Origin of the sequence: Cellulomonas gilvus ATCC 13127, from assembly GCF_000218545.1 — a bacterium.
Classification (GTDB): Bacteria; Actinomycetota; Actinomycetes; order Actinomycetales; family Cellulomonadaceae; genus Cellulomonas; species Cellulomonas gilvus.
The window spans coordinates 2,607,794-2,630,893 of sequence record NC_015671.1; the positions used below are offsets into that span (position 1 = coordinate 2,607,794).

The window sequence follows — 23,100 nt, forward strand, 5'->3', positions numbered from 1 at the left end:
GGTCAGCCCGCGACGCGCGCGGCGAGGTCCTTGCCCACCTCGGCCGTCGACCGTACTCGGGCCGCGGTGCCGCGCTCGGCCAGGTCCGCGGCGACCGCGTCCTCGACCACGCGCGCCTGCGTGTGCAGCCCCAGGTGGTCCAGCAGCAGCGCGACCGACAGCACCGTGGCCGTCGGGTCCGCCTTGCCCTGGCCCGCGATGTCGGGCGCCGATCCGTGCACGGGCTCGAACATGCTGGGCGCCGTGCGGTCGGGGTTGATGTTGGCGCTGGCCGCCAGGCCGATGCCACCCGTGATCGCGGCCGCGAGGTCGGTGAGGATGTCGCCGAACAGGTTGTCCGTGACGATCACGTCGAACCGGCCCGGGTCGGTGACCAGGAAGATCGTCGCGGCGTCGACGTGCAGGTAGTCGACCGTGACGTCCGGGAACTCGGCGTTGAGGGCCTCGACCGTGCGGCGCCACAGGTGCCCCGCGTGCACCAGGACGTTGTGCTTGTGCACGAGCGTGAGCTTCTTGCGCGGACGGGCCGCGGCGCGCGCGAACGCGTCACGCACCACACGCTCGACGCCGAACGCGGTGTTGACGCTGACCTCGTTCGCGACCTCGTGCGGCGTGCCCACGCGGATCGCGCCGCCGTTGCCGACGTACGGACCCTCGGTGCCCTCGCGGACGACGACGAAGTCGACCTCGCCCGGGTTCGCGAGCGGCCCGGTGACACCCGGGAAGAGCTTGCCGGGGCGCAGGTTGACGTAGTGGTCCAGCGCGAAGCGCAGCTTGAGCAGGAGCCCGCGCTCGAGCACGCCCGACGGCACCGTGGGGTCACCGATCGCGCCGAGCAGGATCGCGTCGTGCGTGCGGATCGCGGTCAGGTCCTCGTCGGTCAGGGTCTCGCCGGTGGCGTGCCACCGGCGTGCGCCCAGGTCGAAGCTCGTCGTCGTGACGCCCACGCCGCTGCCCGCGAGCGCGGCCTCGAGCACCAGGAGCCCCTGCTCGACCACCTCGGTGCCGATGCCGTCGCCGGCGACGACGGCGAGGTTGATGTCCCGGGCGGTGGCGCTGCTGCTCATGCCGGCCACAGTACTCGTCGTCCCACTCCCCGGACGGTGCATCTCACGATGCGGCCGGTCAGTCGACAGGCGGCGTGGGCCCGTCCGTGGGGTAGACCAGCTCGAACTGCTCGGCCACGACGTCGTCGGCGAGCGTGACATGCGTCGTGCGGATCAGCGCGCGCGGCTCGCCGCGGGAGTCCAGCACGATGGCCAGGTCCCCCGCGCGCGGCAGGTCGCTGTCCAGCCCGTAGTCGGCGCGCGGCGAGCCGCCCGACGTCCGGGCACCCGCCAGCACCTCGAGCACCGCCGCGTCCGCCTCGGCACCCTCGCCGAACGAGAACGACGGCGGCGGAACCACGTCGAGCGGCACCGAGCCGACGATGCCGTCGAGCTTGCCGAACCCGACGTGCCCGCGCGCGGCCTGCCAGAACGCGGTGATGCGCTCGTCACCGTCGGAGGCCACGTCGGCGTGCTCGTCGACCATGTCGTGGCCCCCGTGCTCGTCGTACCCGCCGTTCACGTGCCCGTTCATGTGCGTCACCCCTCGCGAAGTCGGTGCCCCCATCCTGCCCGACGCTGCCGTGCGCACCACCGGCGGACCTCGCCCCGGACGCCGACGAGGCCGGCCCCGGGTGGGACCGGCCTCGTCAGGGCGTGCGGCGGGTCAGCGCGCGGCCGAACCCTCGGTGTAGTCGCTGTCGGAGGGCTTGACCCATGCGAACAGCTTGCGCAGCTCACGGCCGACGGGCTCGATCGGGTGGTTCTGGCCGGCCTCGCGCAGCGCGGTGAACTCGGGCGCACCCGCGTCCTGGTCGGCGATGAAGCGCTCGGCAAAGGCGCCCGACTGGATGTCCGCGAGCACCTGGCCCATGTTCGCCTTGACGTCCGGCGTGATGACGCGCGGACCGGAGACGTAGTCGCCGTACTCGGCGGTGTCGGACACCGACCAGCGCTGCTTGGTGATGCCACCCTCCCAGATGAGGTCGACGATCAGCTTGAGCTCGTGCAGCACCTCGAAGTACGCGACCTCGGGCTGGTAGCCGGCCTCGGTCAGGGTCTCGAACCCGTACTGGATGAGCTGCGAGACGCCACCGCACAGCACGGCCTGCTCACCGAACAGGTCGGTCTCGGTCTCCTCGGTGAACGTGGTCTTGATGCCCGCGGCACGCAGACCGCCGATCGCCTTGGCGTAGGACAGCGCGAGCGCCCACGCCGAGCCGGACGCGTCCTGCTCGACCGCGACGATGACGGGGACGCCACGGCCGTCGACGTACTCGCGGCGCACCAGGTGACCCGGCCCCTTGGGGGCGACCATGAAGACGTCGTGACCCGCGGCGGGCTTGATGTAGCCGAAGCGGATGTTGAACCCGTGCCCGAAGACCAGCGCGGCGCCGTCCTTGAGGTTGGGCTCGATCTCGTCGCGGTACACGTGCCGCTGCACCTGGTCGGGCGCGAGGATCACGACGACGTCGGCGCCGGCGACCGCCTCGGCGACGGTCGCGACCTTGAGGCCCTGGTTCTCGGCCTTCGCGCGGGACGCGGAGCCCTCACGCAGGCCGACGGTCACGTCGACGCCGGAGTCGCGCAGGTTGAGCGAGTGCGCGTGCCCCTGGCTGCCGTAACCGACGACGGCGACCTTCTTGGACTGGATGATCGACAGGTCGGCGTCGTCGTCGTAGAACAGCTCGGCCACGATGGGTCTCTCCTTCAGATGGCGTTCGTTGGCGAACGGGTGGTGCTGGACTGAGGTGTATCAGGCGGAGCGCGAGACGCGCTCGAGCGCCCGGTCCGTGATCGAGCGCGACCCGCGGCCGATGGCGACGGTGCCGGACTGCACGATCTCACGGATGCCGAACGGCTCGAGGGCGGCCAGGAGCGCGTCGAGCTTGCCGGGCGAGCCGGTCGCCTCGATGACGACCGAGTCGGGGACGACGTCCACGACGTGCGCGCGGAACAGCTGCACGACCTCGAGCACCGAGGTCCGCTGCGTCACGTCCGCCTTGACCTTGACCAGCAGCAGCTCGCGCTGGACCGACGCGGCGTCCTCGAGCTCGACGATCTTGATGACGTTGATGAGCTTGTTGAGCTGCTTGGTCACCTGCTCGAGCGGCAGCTCGTCGACGTCGACGACGACCGTGATCCGGGAGATCTCCTGGTGCTCCGTGGGGCCCACGGCCAGGGAGTGGATGTTGAACGCCCGTCGCGCGAACAGGCCCGCGACGCGCGTGAGCACGCCCGGCTTGTTCTCGACGAGCACGGACAACGTGTGACGGCTCATGGGTCAGTCCTCCCGGTCCCAGGCCGGCGAGATGCCCCGCGCGTACTGGATGTCGTCGTTGCTCACGCCCGCGGCGACCATCGGCCACACCATCGCGTCACGCGAGACGGTGAAGTCGACGACGACGGGCTGGTCGTCGATCTCGAGCGCGCGCTTGATCGTCGCGTCGACGTCCGCCTTCGTCTCGCAGCGCAGGCCGACGCAGCCGTACGCGTCGGCGAGCTTGACGAAGTCGGGGATGCGCGCGGTGCCGTGGCCCGTGTGCAGGTCCGTGTTGGAGTAGCGCGACTCGTAGAACAGCGTCTGCCACTGCCGCACCATGCCGAGCGAGGAGTTGTTGACCACCGCGACCTTGATGGGGATCTCGTTGATCGCGCAGGTCGCGAGCTCCTGGTTGGTCATCTGGAAGCAGCCGTCGCCGTCGATCGCCCACACCGTGCGGTCGGGCTCGCCCACCTTGGCGCCCATCGCCGCGGGCACCGCGTAGCCCATGGTGCCCAGGCCGCCGGAGTTGAGCCACGAGTTCGGGCGCTCGTACCTGATGAACTGCGCGGCCCACATCTGGTGCTGGCCCACGCCCGCCACGTACGTCGCGTCGGGGCCCGTGATCTCGCCGATGCGCTGGATCACGTGCTGCGGGGCCAGGTGCCCGTCCGTCGGCTCGTCGTAGCCCAGCGGGAACGTCTCGCGCCACGCGTCGAGCTGCCGCCACCACGCCTCGAGGTCCGGCTTGCCGTGCTGACCGTGCTCGCGCTCGAGCTCGGGCAGCAGGTCACCCAGGACCTCGCGCAGGTCGCCCACGATGGGCACGTCCACGGCACGGTTCTTGCCGATCTCGGCCGGGTCGATGTCCGCGTGCACGATCGTGGCGTGCGGCGCGAACGACGCGAGCCGCCCCGTCACACGGTCGTCGAACCGCGCGCCGAGCGCGACGATCAGGTCGGCCTTCTGCAGCGCGGCCACGGCTGCCACGGTCCCGTGCATTCCGGGCATGCCCAGGTGCTGCGGGTGCGTGTCGGGCAGCGCGCCGCGGGCCATGAGCGTGGTCACGGCCGGCGCACCGGACGCGTCGACCAGCGCGCGCAGCTGACGCGCCGCACGTGCGCGGATGACGCCGCCGCCGACGTACAGCACGGGTCGCCGCGCCGTGGCGAGCAGCCGCGCGGCCTCCCGGATCTGCTTGGCGTGCGGCTTGGTCACCGGGTGGTAGCCGGGCAGCGCGACGTCCTGCGGCCACGTGAACGTGGTCGACGACTGCATGGCCGACTTGGCGATGTCCACGAGCACCGGTCCGGGACGGCCCGTCGCGGCGATGTGGAACGCCTCCGCGATCACGCGCGGGATGTCGTCGGGGTCCGTGACCAGGTAGTTGTGCTTGGTCACCGGGAGCGTGATGCCGACGATGTCGGCCTCCTGGAACGCGTCCGTGCCGATCATCGCCGCGCCGACCTGACCCGTGATCGCCACGAGCGGGACGGAGTCCATGTTGGCGTCGGCGATCGGGGTGACCAGGTTGGTGGCTCCCGGGCCGGACGTCGCCATGCACACGCCCACGCGGCCGGTCGCGGCCGCGTAGCCGGTCGCGGCGTGGCCGCCACCCTGCTCGTGCCGGACCAGGATGTGCCGCAGGCGGGTCGAGTCCATGAGCGGGTCGTACGTCGGCAGGATCGCGCCGCCGGGGATGCCGAAGACCACCTCGGCGCCGGCCTCCTCGAGCGAGCGGACGATCGACTGCGCACCCGTGACGTGCTCGACCGTCGTCGTGACGGCGAGGCCGGACGGCGCGCCGCCCGGTGTCGCACCGGACGCGACCGGGGCGGGCGCGGGACGCGCCGCCCCGACCGTGGCCGGGCTCACGGGCGTCCTCGGCGGTGCCGGGTGGGGGCCCTGGACCATCGGTGTCTCCCTGCTGCTGGTGGGGTGCTGCGGGTGGAGCGCGTGCGCCGGGGCGGACGCCCCGGGAAAACAGAAAACCCCTCGCGTCGACGGAGCCGACGGGGCGAGGGGTGAGCGCGCGGACGAGGCCTGTGCGGGCGTGGCCTCAGCCGGCGCGCTCAGGAAGTACTACGAGGATCGTCTGCACCCGGCCGAGGTTACGCCTCCGTCGGTTCCGTGTCACGCCGTCTCACATCCTGGCTCACGCGACCATCATGTGGATGCGGGACGCCGTGCGCCGATCCTCGCTAGCGTGGGTGGCCACCGATGAAGGGACCTCACGTGCGAGTCCACCGGAGCACGCTCATGGGCGGCGCAGCGCTCGTCGTCGTCGCCCTCTCGGCCTGCGGCGGGGCGGGGGACCCGGACGACGTACCCACGACGACCGGGCCGGGCACCGCATCCTCGTCGTCCTCCCCGTCCGCACCGGCGACGAGCCCGCCCGCGTCGCCGGCGGCCACCACCGCTCCCCCGGAGCCGGCCGGGCCCCCGTTCGCCGAGCCCGGCGGCGAGCTGGTCCGCGAGGCCGGCGCGTCCGCTGCGCTCACCGTGGTCGACGTCCGCGTGGGCCGGCACCCCGGCTTCGACCGGGTGGTCTACGAGCTCGCGGGCCAGGGGACGCCGGGCTGGCGTATCCAGTACGTCGACGAGGCGGTCGACGACCCCAGCGGCGAGCCCGTGGACGTGACGGGCGACGCCTTCCTGCAGGTCCTGGTCACCGGGACCGCGTACCCGGACGACACCGGCCACGACGAGTTCGCCGAGAACCTGCTTCCTGCGGCGGGCGCGGTCCGCGAGGTCACCCGACCACTCACGTTCGAGGGCATCACGCAGTCGTTCGTCGGGCTCGACGAGCAGCGCCCGCTGCGGGTCGCGCTCCTGCGCGACCCGGTCCGCGTGGTCGTCGACGTCCGCACCACCTGACGCGAGGGCCCGCGCGTCAACCCACGTCGCGCAGCCGGAACACCAGCAGACCGAGACCGACCACGACCGCCGCGACCCCGAGCATCACCAGCCCGCCCTGGGTCTGCGAGATGACGTGCTCGACCACGTCGCAGACCTCGTTCTTCGCCGCGTCGAGACGGCACGTCTCGGTGACGTACGACGTCCCGCCCTCGGTCCAGGCCCGCAGGTTCGTCACGAGGGTCACCCCCCGCGACGTGGGCAGGATCGTCGGGAGCGCGGTCTCCACCGCGGCGACCCACCACACGACCACGCCGATCACGGCCGCGGAGTGCCGGAACGTGAACGCGAGGCCCGTACCCAGGACGACCCCCCACAGCGCCGCGACGACGGCGCGCCAGCCGTACGCCGCGATCGAGGCCGCCGCCTGACCGCCGTCCTGCATCGCCCCGTTCCATGCCACGACCCCCGCCATGCCGAGCGCCGCGGCGGTGAGCACGGCCAGCGCGAGCGGCACGGTCGCGGTCGCGGCCGCAAGGAGCCGGCTGCCGACCACGCGCGCGCGGCGCGGCTGGAACGTGAGCCACGTCGCCATCGCACCTGACGCGAAGTCAGCCGCGGCCAGGCTGGTGCCCATGATGAGCAGCCCGAGCACGAGCAGCCCGCCGATCGGGGCGAACCGGCTGTCCACGACCTCGGCGAGCCCGTCCCGGTACGGCAGGAACTGCTCGAGGACGGGACGTCCGAACGTGTCGCAGTCCACGCTCTCGAACCACGGATCCTCCGCGTCCTCGCACTCCGCGGTCCACCAGTCCTGCTCGTCCTCCCAGGACGCGAGGGCGTCATCGAGGTCCAGGTGCGCCTGGGCGACAGCAGCGTCCGACGGTGGCCTCGTGTCGTCCCACGCCGCGATCACCAGGCCGGCGCAGGCGACCAGCAGCACGACGAGCGTGCCCCAGAAGGCCGAGCGGGAGCGCACGCGCATCAGCTCCGCGCGCAGCATCCCCCTCATGAGAGGTTCCCGAGACGGACGCCACGGCGGACGGCGGGCCGGTCGATCCCGCCCGGACCCGTCCCTGCCGTGAGTTCGAGGAACGCGGCCTCGAGATCGGCGCGGACCGTGCGCACCTCGTGCGCGAACACGCCGGCCCGCGCGAGGGTCTCGTTGACGACCCCCGCGTCCGGTGCGCCCGCGACGACGAGACCGCTGTCCTCGGCCTGCACGGACCAGCCCTGGCCGGTCAGGACCCGCTGCGCGACCACCGGGTCCGGGACCCCGACCCTGACCTGGCCCCGGCCCGCCACCAGCGACGCGACCGTGCCGGATGCGACGAGGCGCCCGCGCGTCACGATCGAGACCGTGTCGGCCACCTGCTCGACCTCGCTCAGGATGTGGCTCGAGACCAGGACCGTGCGGCCCTCGTCGGCCAGGCCCCGCATGGTCGCGCGCACGTCGTGGATCCCAGCGGGGTCCAGCCCGTTCGTCGGCTCGTCGAAGATCAGGAGCTCGGGGTCCTTGAGGAGCGTCGCGGCGATCGCCAGACGCTGCTTCATGCCGAGCGAGTAGCGCCGGAACGGGTCGCGGCCACGTTCCCGCAGCCCCACCCGCTCGAGCACGTCCTCGACCTGCGTCGGCGGGACGTCGATGCCCGCCGCCAGGATCTGCAGGTTGCGGCGGCCCGAGAACGTCGGGACGAACTTCGGCTGCTCGACGATCGCGCCGACGCGCCCTACGACCTCGGGCAGTCGCTCGGGCACCGGCACGCCGAAGATGTGCATCCGGCCGGAGTCCGGACGGGCGAGACCCAGCAGCATGCGGATCGTGGTGGTCTTGCCCGAGCCGTTCGGCCCGAGGAAGCCGTGCACGCCACCCGCGGGGACGTCGAGGTCCAGGCCCTCCACGGCGACGACCTGGGACAGGTCGAAGCGGCGGTAGGTCTTGCGCAGGCCGCGTGTCGAGATCGCGGGCTCGCCGTTCCTGATGGTGCCCCCCTCGTCGTCGTCTCGTGCTTCAACGACGTCCCGACCCCGCGCCACGAGCGGCGCGATCGAGCTTCACCCGATCGGAGCAGCCGCCGTCACCCGACGTCCCGGCGCCGGAACACCAGCGCGGCCACGGAGACGAGCACCGCCACGACCACCAGGAGCACGACGGCCCCGTGCAGCTGGCTGACCGCGTGCGGGACGTACGCGCACACCTGACCGCCGCCCTCGGGGTTCGGCGCGCACACCTCGACCGTGTACTCGGTCCCGCGCTGGAGCCACGCCTCGAGGTTGACGTGGAGCTGGAGCCCCTGCAGCCGCGGCACGAGGCTGCCGAGCATGCCCTCGACCACCACGGCCCACGCGACCACCAGACCGAGCACCGCCGCGGTGTGGCGCGCGACGAACCCGAGCGCGGCGCCCGCGACGGCGAGCAGCACGATCGCCGCCACCAGTCGCGCGCCGAAACCGACAGCGTCTGCGACGTCCCACAGCGGCGCGTCCTCCTGCGGGCGGGGGTTGTGCAGCGCGTCGTTGAGCGCGAACGCGCCCCAGGTCCCTGCCAGGAGAGTGGTCACCGCGACGACCGCCGTGGGCAGGAAGCCCAGACCCGCCGCGACGAGCTTGCTGGTCAGCACCCTCCCGCGCCGCGGCGCGAACGTGAGCCAGTTGCCGATGGCGCCGGTCGTGAACTCCGCGGCGACGAACGACGCGCCCGCCATGAGCGCCACGACCGCCAGCAGGATCGACACCCCGGCGACGCCGCGCTGGGCCTCGGTGTCGAAGTACTGGCGCCACGGCAGGAAGTCGGTCGCGGTGGGCCGCCAGTCGCAGTCGAAGTCGACCGTCGGGTCGCCGGTCGCCTCCCGCTCGCGGGCCTCCTCCGCACGGCATACCTCGATGTCGGCGTCGCTCATGGGTTCGAACTGCTCGACCTGCAGCTGCGCGTCCCGCAGGTCCTCCTGCGACGGGGCCCGCGAACCGGACCAACTCTGGAACGGCACCAGCAGCATGAGCAGCACGGTCCCGCCGGCCAGCCCCCACAGCAGCGACCGCGAGAACCAGCGGCGCAGCTCGGTCCACACCAGGCGGGTCATGCCGCACCTCCCTGCGCGCGGCGCCCGTGCGACGCCTTTCGTGGCGCGTCCGGCGGCCGCGTACCGGGCCCCTGCCCCGCGGTCAGCTCGAGGAACACCTGCTCGAGGTCCACGCGCACGGGCATCAGCTCGTCGACGAAGAGCCCGGCCCGCGCCAGCACCTCGGTGACCCGCGCCGGGTTCGGTGCGCCGTCGACCAGGAGGTACCGACCGTCCCGGCGCACGCCCCAGCCCTGCGCGGTGAGCAGCTCGCCGGCCGTACCGGGTACCTCGATGCCGACCCGCACGGTGGTCGCCGAGCTTGCCCCGATGAGCTCGGCGACGGTCCCGGCGGCCACCAGGCGCCCCCGCGCGACGATCGAGACGGTGTCGGCGACCTGCTCCACCTCCGCGAGGATGTGGCTCGAGACCAGCACGGTCTTGCCGCGGTCGGCCAGGCCGCGCATGGTCTGGCGCACCTCGCGGATCCCGGCGGGGTCCAGCCCGTTCGTCGGCTCGTCGAAGATCAGCAGGTCCGGGTCCTTGAGCAGCGTCGCGGCGATCGCCAGCCGCTGCTTCATGCCGAGCGAGTACGAGCGGTACCGGTCCCGAGCGCGGTCCGCCAGGCCGACGTCCGCGAGCACCACGTCGACCAGCCGCTCGTCGGCGCCGATGCCTCCGGCCAGCAGGGACAGGTTGCGGCGGGCCGAGAAGCTGGGGAAGAACTTGGGCTGCTCGACGATGGCACCCACGCGCCCGACGACGGCGGGCAGCCTCAGCGGCACGGGCTCGTCGAACACGCGCATGGTGCCCGAGTCGGCGCCCACCAGGCCCAGCAGCATGCGGATCGTCGTCGTCTTGCCGGCCCCGTTGGGCCCCAGGAAGCCGTGCACCCCACCGACCGGCACGTCCAGGTCGAGGCCCTCGACCGCGACGTGCGGGCTGCGGCCCGGCCGCCGGTACGTCTTGCGCAGCCCGCGCGTCGACACCGCGAGCTCTCCTGTGAACCCCACCCTGTCCCCCTGCCTCGACCCCCGGGTGGGGCCATCGGCACCGTACCCGTCCGCCGACGAGGGCCGGGCCGAACACGCTGGTCAGGTGCGAGGTACGGCCTCGGGGGCGGGGTCCATGTCGAACGCAGGAAGGCCGTCGATCGAGGTCCGGTTCTTGAGCCGGCGGTAGTCCGCGCGGCCCTGTTCGCCCTTGCGCTCCATGAACGGCGGCAGGAGGTCGCGCTCGCCCGCGTAGGTCATGAGCGGCACGCCGTAACCGCACGAGTCGGAGACGCGCTCGACGTCGACGACGACGACCGCACGCGCCCCCCGCGAGTCGTCGACACCGCCGTCGAACCGGGTCAGCAGGTCGGCGAAGCCCTCGTCGTACAGCGTCACGAACCGGCCGCGACCGTGCAGCCGGACGATGTTCGGCGGGCCCTCGAACGCGCAGAACATCAGCGTGATGCGCCCGTTGTCGCGCAGGTGCGCGATGGTCTCGGCACCCGAGGCGGTCACGTCCACGTACGCGACCGTGCGCTCGTCGAGCACCGCGAACGTGCCGCCGATGCCCTTGGGTGAGACGTTCACGTGCCCGTCGGACCCGCTCGGGGCCGTGGCGACGAAGAACATGTGCTGCGCCTCGATGAACGCCCTCAGCCGGTCGTCGATGCGCTCGTGGACCTTCCCCATGCGCCGAACCTAGCCAGCGCCCCGCGGGTGCAGCGCCCGCGTCTCGCGGTCAGCGCGTGCGCCGCACCACCAGCGCCTCCCACGGCCGCAGCCGCACGGGCGTCTCGACCACGGGCTCGTCGTAGTTGCCCAGGAGAACCTGCGCATCGGTCCAGACCGGGTCGACGAGCGCGAGCTGCTCCTCGCCCGTGAAGTTGCCCAGGACCAGCAGCTCGACGTCGTCCAGCCGACGCGTGAACGCGTACACGGCCTCGTCGTCGGGCAGCAGCATCGTGAAGTCGCCGTGCGCCACGGCCGGCTCGTCGCGCCGCAGCGCGATCAGCCGGCGGTAGTGGTGGAACACCGACCGCGGGTCGGCGCGCTGCGCCGCGGCGTTGAGCTCCACGTGGTTCGGGTTCACGGGCAGCCACGGCTGCCCGGTGGTGAAGCCCGCGTGCGCGGACGCGTCCCACTGCACGGGCGTGCGCGCGTTGTCCCGGCCCATCGCGCCGTACGCGGCCAGCAGGTCCGCCTCGGTGCGGAACGCCCGCGCCTCGGCCAGGTGCCGCAGCGTCTCGATGTCGCGGTAGTGCTCCGGCGCCGTGAGGTGCTGCGCGTTCGTCATCCCGAGCTCCTCGCCCTGGTAGACGTACGGCGTCCCCCGGTGCAGGTGCAGCACGGTCGCGAGCATCGTCGCGGACTCCCGGCGGTACGCGCCGTCGTCGCCCCAGCGCGAGACGATGCGTGGCTGGTCGTGGTTGTCCCAGTACAGCGAGTTCCACCCGACGTCGGCCAGGCCCGCCTGCCACCGGCCCAGGCTCGCCTTCAGCTCCGTCAGGCGCAGCGGCCGCGGGTCGAACTTGCCGCCGGGGCCGTGGTCCAGGCCCACGTGCTCGAACTGGAACACCATGTCCACCTCGGCGCGCGCCGGATCGGTGAACAGCCGCGCGTCCTGCACGGTGACACCGGGCATCTCCCCCACCGTGAGGAAGGCGCCGGGGCGGCCCGCGAACACCTCGCGGTGCATCTGCGCCAGGAACTCGTGGATGCGTGGCCCCGACGTGTAGTGCGGGCTGCCGTCGCCCAGCCGCCCGTCGTGCGCGATGCCGTCCGGCAACGAGCCGTCGGGCCGGACCGCCTTGGACAGCAGGTTGACCACGTCCATCCGGAACCCGTCGACGCCCCGGTCCAGCCACCACCGCATCATCGTGAACACCGCGTCGCGGACCTCCGGGTTCTCCCAGTTGAGGTCCGGCTGACGCCTGCTGAACAGGTGCAGGTAGTACTCGCCCGTGATCGGGTCCAGCTCCCAGGCCGGTCCTGAGAAGAAGCTGCCCCAGTTGGTGGGCTCGGCGCCCGGGGCGCCCGTGGGCATCCCCTCGCGCGCGGGTCGCCACCAGTACCAGTCCCGCTTGGGGCTGTCCTTCGACGAGCGGGACTCGACGAACCACGGGTGCTCGTCGGACGTGTGGTTCACGACGAGGTCCATGACCACCTTGATGCCGCGCTCGTGCAGCGCCGCGATCACCTGGTCCAGGTCCGCGAGCGTGCCGAACAGCGGGTCGACGTCCTGGTAGTCGCTGATGTCGTAGCCGTTGTCGTCCTGCGGGCTGCGGAAGATCGGCGAGAACCACACGACGCCGACGCCGAGCTCCGCCAGGTGGTCGACGCGCTGCAGCACACCCCGCAGGTCGCCGATGCCGTCACCATCGGAGTCCTGGAACGAGCGCGGGTAGATCTGGTAGACCACCGTGCTCGTCCACCAGGGCGCGTCCTGCTGCGTGAAGGCCATGCCCCACACCGTAGGCAGCGCGCGGGCGCGCCGCCCGGGCTCGTCGCGCCGGTGGTGCCGATCAGGTGAGGACCGCGCCGCGGCTCGCGGACTGCACCAGCTTGGCGTACTTCGCGAGCACGCCGCGGGTGTAGCGCGGCGGCAGCGGCGCCCACCCCTCGCGCCGGCGCGCGAGCTCGTCGTCGTCCACCAGCAGGTCGAGGCGCGCGTGCGCGACGTCGAGCCGGATGCGGTCCCCGTCGCGCACGAACGCGATCGGGCCCGCGTCGACCGCCTCGGGGGCGATGTGGCCGACGCACAGGCCCGTCGTCCCGCCCGAGAAGCGTCCGTCCGTCACCAGCAGCACGTCCTTGCCCAGCCCCGCGCCCTTGATCGCACCCGTGATCGCGAGCATCTCGCGCATGCCCGGTCCGCCCTTGGGGCCCTCGTAACGGATCACGACGACGTCGCCCGCCTGGATGGTGCCGTCCTCGAGCGCGTCGAGCGCCGCTCGCTCCCGCTCGAACACGCGCGCGGTGCCCTCGAACACGTCGGAGTCGAACCCCGCGGACTTCACGACCGCACCGTCCGGTGCGAGCGAGCCCGACAGGATCGTGATGCCGCCCGTGCGGTGGATCGGGTTGTCGAGCGCGCGCAGGATCTTGCCGTCCGGGTCGGGCGGGTTCACGTCGGCGAGGTTCTCCGCGACCGTCCGGCCCGTCACCGTCAGGCAGTCGCCGTGCAGCAGGCCGGCCTCGAGCAGCGCCTTCATGACGACCGGCACTCCCCCGACGCGGTCGACGTCGTTCATGACGTACCGGCCGAACGGCTTGAGGTCGCCCAGGTGCGGCACGCGCTGCGCGACGCGCGCGAAGTCGTCGAGCGTGAGGTCCACCTCGGCCTCGTGCGCGATCGCCAGCAGGTGCAGCACCGCGTTGGTGGAGCCGCCGAACGCCATGACCACCGCGATCGCGTTCTCGAACGCCTCCTTGGTCATGATCTGCCGGGCCGTGATGCCGCGCCGCAGCATCTCGACCACGGCCTCGCCCGAACGCTGCGCGTACTGGTCGCGGCGGCGGTCCGCCGAGGGCGGCGCGGCGGAGCCCGGCAGCGACATGCCCATGGCCTCGGCGACGGACGCCATGGTGTTCGCGGTGTACATGCCGCCGCACGCGCCCTCGCCCGGGCAGATCGCACGCTCGATCCGGCCGACGTCCTCGACGCTCATCAGCCCGCGCGCGCACGCCCCGACCGCCTCGAACGCGTCGATGATCGTCACGTCCTTCTCGGTGCCGTCGGACAGCTTGACCCAGCCCGGCATGATCGAGCCCGCGTACAGGAACACGGAGGCCAGGTCGAGGCGCGCCGCGGCCATGAGCATCCCGGGCAGCGACTTGTCGCACCCCGCGAGCAGCACCGACCCGTCGAGCCGCTCGGCCATCATCACCGTCTCCACGGAGTCGGCGATGACGTCGCGGCTGACCAGCGAGAAGTGCATGCCCTCGTGGCCCATCGAGATGCCGTCGGACACCGAGATGGTGCCGAACTCCAGGGGATACCCCCCGGCGGCGTGCACGCCGGACTTGGCGGCCTTCGCGAGCCGGTCCAGCGACAGGTTGCACGGCGTGATCTCGTTCCACGAGCTCGCGACCCCGATCTGGGGCTTGGCGAAGTCCTCGTCCCCCAGGCCGACGGCACGGAGCATCCCGCGGGACGCCGTGGCCTCGAGACCGTCGGTCACCTGGCGGGAGCGCGGCTTGATGTCGATGCCGTCGGCGCCCGGGGCTGTGTCCGTCATGCGCTCACTGTAGGAGCGCACCCCCGCGCACGCGCGGGCCGGCCCGGTGAGCGCACCCGCGCCGCCGCCCCGGCCGGGACGCTCGGTGCACGCGCTGGTCAGCCGTGTGGTCGTCGCCGGTGCGGGTGACACGAGAAACCTCTCGGGCTTCCGGCTCAACGCGGGGAGCGCGCGGCCGATCGGAGGGGATGCGACGGAGGTGTGCGCGGTCGGTGCGGTCGCGCCGACCTGGACGACGACGAACCAGGGAGGTGCGATGGACGACGTGCCCGCGCGCAGCGTGCGACGGCCCCTCGACGTCGTGTCGTGCCGGGCCTTCCTCGCGTGCGGGCTCGGCCTGACGTTCCTGGTCATGCTCGTCCCCGGCTGGGCCGGGGAGGTCCTGTGGGACGTGGTCCCCGTGCTCGCCGTCGCCGCGACCGTCGTCGGGATCCGGCGCAACCGCCCGGCCGCCGCACGTGCGTGGTGGCTCCTGGCCGCGGGCCTCGCCTGGTGGTGCCTCTCCGACCTCGCCTGGACCACGTGGTACGTCGTCACGGGCGACGACAGCCAGATCCCCTGGTGGTTCGACGTGCTGTACATGCCCACGTACGCGCTGCTGACCGCAGGGCTGGCCGCGCTGCCCCGCAACCCGCAGCGCTCCCGGAACGAGAGCGCCACGACCGACGCGTTCATCGTGGTCATGGGCCTCGCGCTCCTGTACTGGGTGCTCGTCTTCCGCACGCACGTGGGCACCGACGCGCTCGAGGACCCGTCGCGCGTGGCCTCGATCGTGTCGATCGCGCTCGGCCTGCCGGTGGTGTTCGCCGCAGCGCGGCTGGCGTTCCGGTACGGCACCACCAACCGCGCGTACGTCCTGCTCGCGCTCGGTGTGGTGTCCTCGACCACGGGCGACATGCTCTACACGGTCACGCTGACCGGTGACGGTCTGCCGGGGATCTCGCTGCTCGACACCTCGCTCGTCGAGGGCATCGGCAGCGCCTCGTGGCTCGTGTGGTTCGTGCTGTTCGCGACCGCGGCCCTGCACCCCGCGACGTCGGAGCCGCGTGCCGAGCGGTCCTCGCACACGCACACCGCGACGCGCGGCGCGATCTTCGTCGTCATGGCGACCGTCGGGCCGATCACGTACCTCCTGACGTTCGAGCCCGGTTCGATCGTGTCGATGCGGTGGTCCGACCTCGCGGTCCCGCTGCTGACCTTGACGGTCATGTCCGCGTTCCTGGTGGGCCGCCTCGTGGCCGGCACGAGCACAGCGCAGCGCCGGGCCGTGCAGCTGGACCGCCAGGCCGCCGAGCTGTCACAGGCGCTGCGCGAGCAGAGCAACCTGCAGAAGCTGCTGCGCAAGCAGGCCCTGCGTGACCCGCTCACCGGCCTGGGCAACCGTGCGCACCTCTCGGCCCGTCTGGCCGACCCGGGGCCGCCCGGCGGCCGCACCCTGCCCCGCGCCGTGCTGATGGTGGACCTCGACGGGTTCAAGGGCATCAACGACAACTACGGCCACCCGGCCGGCGACCAGCTGCTGACCGCGGTCGCGCGGCGGCTGCGCCGCATCGTGGTCCCCACCGACACGCTCGCGCGCCTCGGTGGCGACGAGTTCGCGATCGTCCTGGAACGCGCCACCGACGAGGACGCGCACGACATCGCGTGGCGGATCGTGCGCGCGCTCGCCGAGCCGCTTGAGATCGACGGCCAGTCCATCCGCGTCGCCGCGAGCGTCGGCGTGCGCGTCATGGACGACACCGTGTCCGTGCAGCAGGGCCTGCGGGACGCGGACCTGGCGCTGTACGCCGCCAAGGCCGCCGGCAAGAACCAGGCCTACGTCTTCACGCCCCGTCTGCGGATCGAGCAGGCCGGCCGCTCCTCGCTCACCGAGGGCCTGCGGCACGCCGTCGCGCGCGACGAGCTCGAGGTGCGCTACCAGCCCGTGGTCGACCTGGACTCCGGCGAGATGCTCGCCGTCGAGGCGCTCCTGCGCTGGCACCCCGTGGGCGGGCTCGTCATGCCCGACCGGTTCATCCCCGTCGCGGAGGACACCGGCCTGATCATCCCCATCGGCGCGCACGTGCTGCAGCGCGCCTGCGCCGACGCCCGGCCCTGGTACGAGCGTCACGGCGTGGCCGTGCACGTCAACATCTCCGGCCACCAGCTGCGCCGACCCGACGTGGTCGACACCGTCCTGGAGGCCCTGCACTCCTCCGGCCTGCCCGGTGAGGCGCTGGTCCTCGAGATCACCGAGACCGCGCTGCTGGCGACCGGCCGCGACGAGGCCGCACCCGCGATCGCGCACCTGGCCACCCTGCGCGAGCACGGCATCCGCGCCGCGATCGACGACTTCGGCACCGGCTACTCCTCGCTGTCCTACCTGCGGGACCTGCCCGTGGACATCGTCAAGATCGACGGCGCCTTCACCCGCATCGCCGCCGAGACCGGCGAAGAAGCCCGCCGCCGCCGCGCCCTGGCCGGCGCCATCGTCGACCTGTGCGCGAGCCTGGACCTGACCGCCGTCGCCGAGCAGGTCGAGACCCAGGAAGAGGCCGAGGCCCTGCGCGCCCTCGGCTGCCCCCAGGGCCAGGGCTACCTGTTCGGCCGGCCCGTCCCCCGCGAGGAGATCGACGGCCTGCTCGACTCCGCCACCGTCGCCTCTTCCGTCCTGCGCGGGACCGGCGGCCCCCGCCAGCACGAGCACGCCTGACCCTCGCCCGGACCCTTGCGAGGACCATCACACCGCCGCCACCACGGCGGCATGATCGCCCGACCCGAACGGTCCGGGAGCCCGGTTCAGGCTCCGCGGCGCGCAGAGGGGGAGTGTTCGGCACCGAGAACGACCCCATGCTGAGCCCTGGCGCGCCTGGGGAAGAGGCGAAAGCTCGAGCCGCCGAGGGCTCAACTCGCTGCCACCAGGCGCCGATGGGCTGAGAGACGTCACAACGAAAGAGGCGGAGGCAATGCGGCGGCGTGTGTTCGGCCTCGGCGTGGTCGCGGCGTGTGTGCTTGCACTCGCACCCCCGGCTTCGGCCGACGCCTCGGTAGCGCCGACATCGTCGAGACCCTCCGACCCGTATGCCGCGGCTGCCTACCAGAACAACGCTCTGCACGACGGCCGATCCGTGGACCCTTCGTTCAGAGGCCCGTTGACCGAGGCATGGTCGGTGACGCTGGCAGGGGGCACCATCGGCTATCCCCTGATCGCCGAAGGCCTCGTCTTCGCGATGTCGGCCGATCCGGCGGGGCGTGGCCGGAGCGTCGTGGCGCTCTCCGCCGAGACGGGCGAGCGCGTATGGGGCCCGCTGGTGATCGGTGGCTGGACCACGGGCCCGAGCTCGTTCGCCTACGATGCGGGACAGGTCTTCATCCTCGGTGAGCTCGGCCGGATCGTGGCCGTCGATGCGGTGACCGGTGAGGTCAACTGGGACCTCACGCTCGACCTCCCGTCCGGCGTGAATGCGCCGGTCACCGCGCGCGACGGCGTCGTGTACGTCGGCGCCCGCGGATATCTCGGGAATCTCCTTGCACTCGATGAACAGACGGGCGAGATCCTGTGGACGGCCTATCAAGGCACTGGTGACACGAGTTCCCCGACGGTCTCCGCAGATGGCGTCTACGTCTCGTACGCGTGCAAGGAGACGTACAAGTTCGCGCTCGACGGCTCACTCATCTGGCGTCGACCAGGCTCGTGCACTGGTGGCGGCGGAATGACGACGGTCCTGCACGGCGACCGGCTCTACGTGAGGAGTCCCGACACGTGGGAGTGGCCGAGCATCCTTGATGCCGCGACCGGGGCCGAGCTCGAGCTCGCGACGTTCAGCGGGTGGGCTCCTCCGGCGTTCGACGACTCGCACATGATCACCGTTGCTGGCGGGCTGCTGACCGCGTACGACCTGCGCTCCGGGAGCGACCGACTGATCGGCGACCCACTCTGGCAGGCCGCGGAAGACGATTACACGGTGCCGCCACTGGTCGTGAACGGCTACGTGGTCGGCGGACGCTCAGACGGCACCGTCGACATGAGAGACATCGAGACCGGTGCCCTGGTCTGGCGCGGCAGTGCTGGCGGCCCGATACCGCTCAGCATCGAGTGGGGCCAAGCGGTCATGGGTATGGCGCAGGGTGATGGTGTGTTGGCGGTGCCAGCCGGTTCGACGTTGACGGTGTTTGAGCCTGCGGGCGACACGACGGTCAGGTTGGAGGGTCCTGCCGCGGGTTCGTCGGTGGGTCCGGGCGTGCGGTTCGTGTTCAGCTCAGGGGTCCGTCACGCCAGGTACGTGTGCACGGTCGACGGGGTGGACCGGGAGTGCACGTCGCCGTGGTCGCCGGCGGGTCTGGGTGACGGGTCGCACACGCTGGGGGTGCGGGTCGCGTACGCGACGGTGGGCGCGGTCTCGACTCGATTCACACTGGATGCGACGTCCCCGAAGGTGTCGGTCGCGCCCTTCTCGTCTGCGGTGATCCACACGTCCACCACGAGGGCGCGGTGGTCGGCGATTGACCGCGGAACCGGGGTCAAGGCCTATCAGGTGCGAGTCGGCCGAGCGCCGGTGGGCAAGCCGATCCGTTCGTGGAAGGTCCGGGCACGCTCCCAGGCGACCTCGGCGACGTTCTCGGTGCCCAGGGCGACCCGGCTGTGCGTCTCCGTGCGTGCGGGCGACCTCGTCGGCAACTGGTCTGGATGGAGCAGCCCACGATGCGTCAACCGCACCTAGTCGAACGCGCGCGCGTCTGGCCCGCACGCCTACCGATGAGAGAGAGGCATCGCCGATGCGCAGGCGACTACTGTCGATGATTGCTGCCGTCTCGGCGGGGATCGCCTGCTGCGCCCCAGCCGCGGCAACGTACGGGTCGGATGTGGAGTCGCCCGACCCGTACGCAGCAGTGGCTTTCCAGCAGGGGCCGTTGCACGACGGCCGCTCCGTGGACCCGTCGTTCACCGGCCCGCTGACGGAGGCGTGGTCAGTGACGCTCCACGGCACGGTCAGCTACCCGCTCATCGCAGACGGCATCGTGTACGCGCTGTACTCCGACCCGCGCCGCCTCGGTCGAAGTGTCGTCGCGCTGTCCGCCCGGTCGGGTGAGGTCGTGTGGGGCCCGCGTGTCGTCGGCGGGTACACCGAGAGTACGAGCGCGTTCGCCTTCGACGCAGGTCGAGTCTTCGTGATGAGCGACTCGGGTGGACTCATGGCCCTCGACGCGACAACCGGACACGTCGCCTGGAACATCGACCTCCCCAGTCAGCGGTACTTCGACGGCCCGCCGACCGCCCGCGACGGCGTCGTGTACGTCGTCGGCAGCGGTAGTGGCGGCACGCTCTTCGCGGTCGATCAGGGCTCGGGGAACGTGCTGTGGACCGCCGATCTCGCCACTGGCTCCGCGAGCTCACCGACGGTGTCGGACAACGGGATCTTCCTGTCGTTTGCGTGCGAGCGCATCTATCGCTTCGCACTTGATGGTGCGCCGGTCTGGAGCCGGCACGGCCCCTGCTCGGGGGGCGGCGGTTCGACGTCCGTCCTCCACGACGGCAGGCTGCATGTCCGTGGCTTCTACGTCGGGCGCCCGATGGCAGTCGTCGATGCCCTCACTGCTTCCGATCTCGCGTTCGCGGCTGTCACGTCCTGGACCACACCCGCGTTCGACGACACGCACATGGTCGCCGTCGCCAACGGGCACCTCACCGTCCACGACGCGCGGTCCGGTGTCGAGTTGTGGAGGGCACCCACGAACGACAACACGACGCCGCCGTTGATCGTGAACGGCTACGTGGTCGAGGGCCGCGCGGACGGCACCATTGACATGCGCGACGTCGAGACCGGTGCGCTGGTGTGGCGCGGGAAGGCACGCGGGCCCATTCCACAGGTGATCGAGGGCGCAGACGCCCCGCTGCGCGGTATGGCGCAGGGTGATGGTGTGTTGGCGGTGCCAGCCGGTTCGACGTTGACGGTGTTTGAGCCTGCGGGCGACACGACGGTCAGGTTGGAGGGTCCTGCCGCGGGTTCGTCGGTGGGTCCGGGCGCGCGGTTCGTGTTCAGCTCAGGGGTCCGTCACGCCAGGTACGTGTGCACGGTCGACGGGGTGGACCGGGAGTGCACGTCGCCGTGGTCGCCGGCGGGTCTGGGTGACGGGTCGCACACGCTGGGGGTGCGGGTCGCGTACGCGACGGTGGGCGCGGTCTCGACTCGATTCACACTGGATGCGACGTCCCCGAAGGTGTCGGTCGCGCCCTTCTCGTCTGCGGTGATCCACACGTCCACCACGAGGGCGCGGTGGTCGGCGATTGACCGCGGAACCGGGGTCAAGGCCTATCAGGTGCGAGTCGGCCGAGCGCCGGTGGGCAAGCCGATCCGTTCGTGGAAGGTCCGGGCACGCTCCCAGGCGACCTCGGCGACGTTCTCGGTGCCCAGGGCGACCCGGCTGTGCGTCTCCGTGCGTGCGGGCGACCTCGTCGGCAACTGGTCTGGATGGAGCAGCCCACGATGCGTCAACCGCGCGTGAGCAACCAGATGGTGCGGAGGGAGCGTGCCGCCGGAGCCTGTCCCGGTTTCCCGCACCGTTCAGGTTGGGCGGTCATGCCGCCGCGGTAGCAACTCCCATGGTTCATCGCCAAGCAGCCACCCGACATGTCAGGCCGGCCTCCGAGGACGAGACCCGGCGCACTGCTCGCGGCGACGGTCGGCTCAGCCGCGGCGCAGGCGGGTGACGTCGCGGACCGCGCCGCGGTCGGCGGACGTGGCCATCGCTGCGTAGGCCTGCAGGGCCGGGGACACGTAGCGGTCGCGGTCGCGCGGCTGCCACGGCGTCTCGGACGCCTCCATCTTGGCGCGGCGCTCGGCGAGCACGTCGTCGGGCACATTGATGCGGATCAGGCGCGTCTCGACGTCGATCTCGATCTCGTCGCCGTCCTCGATCAGGGCGATCGCACCGCCCGCGGCCGCCTCGGGAGAGACGTGACCCACCGAGATGCCGGAGGACCCGCCCGAGAACCGGCCGTCGGTGATGAGCGCGCACACCTTGCCGAGCCCACGGCCCTTGATGAAGGACGTCGGGTACAGCATCTCCTGCATGCCGGGGCCGCCCGCAGGGCCCTCGTACCGGACGACGACCACGTGGCCGGGCTGCACCTGCTTGGTGAGGATCTTCTCCACGGCCTCGTCCTGCGACTCGCACACCAGCGCGGTGCCGACGAAGTGGAACACGTCCGGGTCGATGCCGGCGGTCTTGATGATCGCGCCGTCCTCGGCCAGGTTGCCGCGCAGCACCGCGAGGCCGCCCTCGACCGTGTAGGCGTGCTCGACGTCGCGGATGCAGCCGTGGGCGGCGTCGGTGTCCAGGGACTCCCACACGTTCGCCGTGGAGAACGCCTGCGTGGTGCGCACCCCCCCGGGCGCCGCCAGGAACAGGTCCTGAGCGCGCTGCGTGGCCTTGCCGCCGCGGATGTCCCAGTCGTCGAGCCACGCGCGCAGCGTGGGCGTGTGCACGGAGGTCACGTCGTGGTCCAGCAGCCCGCCACGGTCGAGCTCGCCGAGCAGCGCGGGGATGCCGCCCGCGCGGTGCACGTCCTCCATGTGGAAGTCGGGGTGGTTCGGCGCGACCTTGGCCAGGCAGGGCACGCGGCGGGAGATCGCGTCGATGTCCGCGAGCGTGAAGTCGACCCCCGCCTCCTGCGCCGCGGCCAGGATGTGCAGCACGGTGTTGGTGGAGCCGCCCATGGCCACGTCGAGCGCCATCGCGTTGCCGAACGCGGCGCGCGTGGCGATCGAGCGCGGGGCGGCAGTGTCGTCCTCGTCGTCGTAGTACCGCTTGGCCAGCGCGACGATCGTGCGGCCCGCCTCGAGGAACAGCTCACGCCGCGCCTCGTGCGTGGCCAGCGTCGAGCCGTTGCCGGGCAGCGACAGGCCGAGCGCCTCGGTCAGGCAGTTCATCGAGTTGGCCGTGAACATCCCGGAGCAGGAGCCGCACGTGGGGCACGCGTTCTCCTCGACCTGCGCGAGCGCGTCGTCGCCCACGTTGTCGTCGGCCGCGTAGTTGATCGCGTTGACCAGGTTGAGGGGCGTACGGGCGACGCCGTCGGCGACGACGGCCTTGCCGGCCTCCATGGGCCCGCCCGAGACGAAGATGACCGGGATGTTGAGCCGCAGCGCGGCGTTGAGCATGCCGGGCGTGATCTTGTCGCAGTTGGAGATGCACACGATCGCGTCCGCGCAGTGCGCGTTGACCATGTACTCGACCGAGTCGGCGATCAGGTCGCGGCTGGGCAGCGAGTAGAGCATCCCGCCATGACCCATCGCGATGCCGTCGTCGACCGCGATGGTGTTGAACTCCTTGGCCACGCCGCCGGCCTCGCGGATCGCGCCCGCCACCAGGTCGCCCATGTCCTTGAGGTGGACGTGGCCCGGGACGAACTGCGTGTACGAGTTCGCGATCGCGATGATCGGCTTGCCGAAGTCCTCGCTGCCCATGCCGGTGGCGCGCCACAGCGCACGGGCACCGGCCATGTTGCGGCCGTGGGTCGAGGTCCGGGAGCGCAGCGGACGGCTCATCGAGGTCAACTCCTCACGCAGGTGGCGCGTCAGGGGCACGCGCCGGGTCAGCGTACGTCGGTGGGCGGCGCGGTCCGCGCGGTGTCCACGCTGCGACCTGCCACGACGGGTGCGG

General features: G+C 72.0%; 17 protein-coding genes. 4 read left to right on the forward strand and 13 right to left on the reverse strand.

All coding sequences use genetic code 11. From position 1 onward, the window contains the following. Positions 1-2 precede the first annotated feature (2 nt). From CELGI_RS11995 to CELGI_RS12015, 5 genes are all read right to left on the reverse strand, one after another. Positions 3-1,067, reverse strand: a complete 1,065-nt coding sequence (locus CELGI_RS11995; protein WP_013884396.1) for a 3-isopropylmalate dehydrogenase — start codon at positions 1,065-1,067, stop codon at positions 3-5. A gap of 58 nt (positions 1,068-1,125) precedes the next feature. Then, the gene (locus CELGI_RS12000; RefSeq protein ID WP_013884397.1) at positions 1,126-1,581 is read right to left on the reverse strand and encodes an ASCH domain-containing protein; all 456 of its coding nucleotides are present in this window, start codon (positions 1,579-1,581) and stop codon (positions 1,126-1,128) included. A 132-nt stretch (positions 1,582-1,713) separates the two neighbouring features. Continuing rightward, entirely contained in the window at positions 1,714-2,742 is a 1,029-nt protein-coding gene (ilvC, locus tag CELGI_RS12005; protein WP_013884398.1) for a ketol-acid reductoisomerase, read from the reverse strand. Between the two features lie 60 nt (positions 2,743-2,802). Beyond that, on the reverse strand, positions 2,803-3,327 hold the full coding sequence (gene ilvN, locus CELGI_RS12010; protein ID WP_013884399.1) for an acetolactate synthase small subunit: 525 nt from the start codon (positions 3,325-3,327) through the stop codon (positions 2,803-2,805). Between the two features lie 3 nt (positions 3,328-3,330). Then, on the reverse strand, positions 3,331-5,223 hold the full coding sequence (locus CELGI_RS12015; RefSeq protein ID WP_013884400.1) for an acetolactate synthase large subunit: 1,893 nt from the start codon (positions 5,221-5,223) through the stop codon (positions 3,331-3,333). A gap of 321 nt (positions 5,224-5,544) precedes the next feature. Here CELGI_RS12015 and CELGI_RS17395 point away from each other — a divergent pair, with 321 nt between their 5' ends. After that, positions 5,545-6,186, forward strand: a complete 642-nt coding sequence (locus tag CELGI_RS17395; RefSeq protein ID WP_169315153.1) for an AMIN-like domain-containing (lipo)protein — start codon at positions 5,545-5,547, stop codon at positions 6,184-6,186. Between the two features lie 16 nt (positions 6,187-6,202). Here CELGI_RS17395 and CELGI_RS12025 read toward each other — a convergent pair whose 3' ends face one another. From CELGI_RS12025 to ilvD (CELGI_RS12055), 7 genes are all read right to left on the reverse strand, one after another. Continuing rightward, on the reverse strand, positions 6,203-7,177 hold the full coding sequence (locus tag CELGI_RS12025; protein ID WP_013884402.1) for a hypothetical protein: 975 nt from the start codon (positions 7,175-7,177) through the stop codon (positions 6,203-6,205). Continuing rightward, positions 7,174-8,148 carry an ABC transporter ATP-binding protein gene (locus tag CELGI_RS12030; RefSeq protein ID WP_049785638.1) on the reverse strand — a complete coding sequence of 325 codons (975 nt, stop codon included), beginning with the start codon at positions 8,146-8,148 and terminating at the stop codon, positions 7,174-7,176. The genes CELGI_RS12025 and CELGI_RS12030 overlap by 4 nt, the downstream gene beginning before the upstream one ends. 95 nt (positions 8,149-8,243) lie before the next feature. Beyond that, the gene (locus CELGI_RS12035) at positions 8,244-9,245 is read right to left on the reverse strand and encodes an ABC transporter permease subunit (RefSeq protein ID WP_013884404.1); all 1,002 of its coding nucleotides are present in this window, start codon (positions 9,243-9,245) and stop codon (positions 8,244-8,246) included. Further along, entirely contained in the window at positions 9,242-10,237 is a 996-nt protein-coding gene (locus CELGI_RS12040) for an ABC transporter ATP-binding protein (protein WP_013884405.1), read from the reverse strand. The genes CELGI_RS12035 and CELGI_RS12040 overlap by 4 nt, the downstream gene beginning before the upstream one ends. An 81-nt stretch (positions 10,238-10,318) precedes the next feature. Beyond that, positions 10,319-10,909 (reverse strand): pyridoxamine 5'-phosphate oxidase family protein, encoded by a 591-nt coding sequence (locus CELGI_RS12045; RefSeq protein WP_013884406.1) that lies wholly within the window; start codon positions 10,907-10,909, stop codon positions 10,319-10,321. 49 nt (positions 10,910-10,958) lie between these two features. After that, the gene (locus CELGI_RS12050; RefSeq protein WP_013884407.1) at positions 10,959-12,680 is read right to left on the reverse strand and encodes an alpha-glucosidase; all 1,722 of its coding nucleotides are present in this window, start codon (positions 12,678-12,680) and stop codon (positions 10,959-10,961) included. A 61-nt stretch (positions 12,681-12,741) separates the two neighbouring features. After that, entirely contained in the window at positions 12,742-14,457 is a 1,716-nt protein-coding gene (ilvD, locus tag CELGI_RS12055; protein WP_013884408.1) for a dihydroxy-acid dehydratase, read from the reverse strand. 256 nt (positions 14,458-14,713) lie between these two features. Between ilvD (CELGI_RS12055) and CELGI_RS12060 the strand changes: the two genes are divergently transcribed. The 3 genes from CELGI_RS12060 (at position 14,714) to CELGI_RS12070 (ending at position 20,940) form a co-directional block, all read left to right on the forward strand. Then, entirely contained in the window at positions 14,714-17,149 is a 2,436-nt protein-coding gene (locus CELGI_RS12060) for a putative bifunctional diguanylate cyclase/phosphodiesterase (RefSeq protein ID WP_150104736.1), read from the forward strand. Positions 17,150-17,606: 457 nt separating this feature from the next. Next, entirely contained in the window at positions 17,607-19,157 is a 1,551-nt protein-coding gene (locus tag CELGI_RS12065) for an outer membrane protein assembly factor BamB family protein (RefSeq protein WP_245528095.1), read from the forward strand. A gap of 142 nt (positions 19,158-19,299) precedes the next feature. Further along, the gene (locus tag CELGI_RS12070) at positions 19,300-20,940 is read left to right on the forward strand and encodes an outer membrane protein assembly factor BamB family protein (RefSeq protein WP_245528096.1); all 1,641 of its coding nucleotides are present in this window, start codon (positions 19,300-19,302) and stop codon (positions 20,938-20,940) included. 182 nt (positions 20,941-21,122) lie between these two features. Here the strand turns inward: CELGI_RS12070 and ilvD (CELGI_RS12075) are convergent, their stop codons facing one another. Next, entirely contained in the window at positions 21,123-22,985 is a 1,863-nt protein-coding gene (gene ilvD / locus CELGI_RS12075) for a dihydroxy-acid dehydratase (RefSeq protein WP_013884412.1), read from the reverse strand. Between the last annotated feature and the right edge of the window lie 115 nt (positions 22,986-23,100).

Excerpts from the sequence above, each read along its gene's own strand:
- CELGI_RS12045 (WP_013884406.1), bottom strand. The coding sequence starts at position 10,909 with ATGGGGAAGGTCCACGAGCGCATCGACGACCGGCTGAGGGCGTTCATC.
- CELGI_RS12000 (WP_013884397.1), bottom strand. The coding sequence starts at position 1,581 with ATGAACGGGCACGTGAACGGCGGGTACGACGAGCACGGGGGCCACGAC.
- CELGI_RS12060 (WP_150104736.1), top strand. The coding sequence starts at position 14,714 with ATGGACGACGTGCCCGCGCGCAGCGTGCGACGGCCCCTCGACGTCGTG.
- CELGI_RS12015 (WP_013884400.1), bottom strand. The coding sequence starts at position 5,223 with ATGGTCCAGGGCCCCCACCCGGCACCGCCGAGGACGCCCGTGAGCCCG.
- CELGI_RS12035 (WP_013884404.1), bottom strand. The coding sequence starts at position 9,245 with ATGACCCGCCTGGTGTGGACCGAGCTGCGCCGCTGGTTCTCGCGGTCG.
- CELGI_RS12025 (WP_013884402.1), bottom strand. The coding sequence starts at position 7,177 with ATGAGGGGGATGCTGCGCGCGGAGCTGATGCGCGTGCGCTCCCGCTCG.
- ilvD (WP_013884408.1), bottom strand. The coding sequence starts at position 14,457 with ATGACGGACACAGCCCCGGGCGCCGACGGCATCGACATCAAGCCGCGC.
- ilvD (WP_013884412.1), bottom strand. The coding sequence starts at position 22,985 with ATGAGCCGTCCGCTGCGCTCCCGGACCTCGACCCACGGCCGCAACATG.
- CELGI_RS11995 (WP_013884396.1), bottom strand. The coding sequence starts at position 1,067 with ATGAGCAGCAGCGCCACCGCCCGGGACATCAACCTCGCCGTCGTCGCC.
- CELGI_RS12050 (WP_013884407.1), bottom strand. The coding sequence starts at position 12,680 with ATGGCCTTCACGCAGCAGGACGCGCCCTGGTGGACGAGCACGGTGGTC.
- ilvN (WP_013884399.1), bottom strand. The coding sequence starts at position 3,327 with ATGAGCCGTCACACGTTGTCCGTGCTCGTCGAGAACAAGCCGGGCGTG.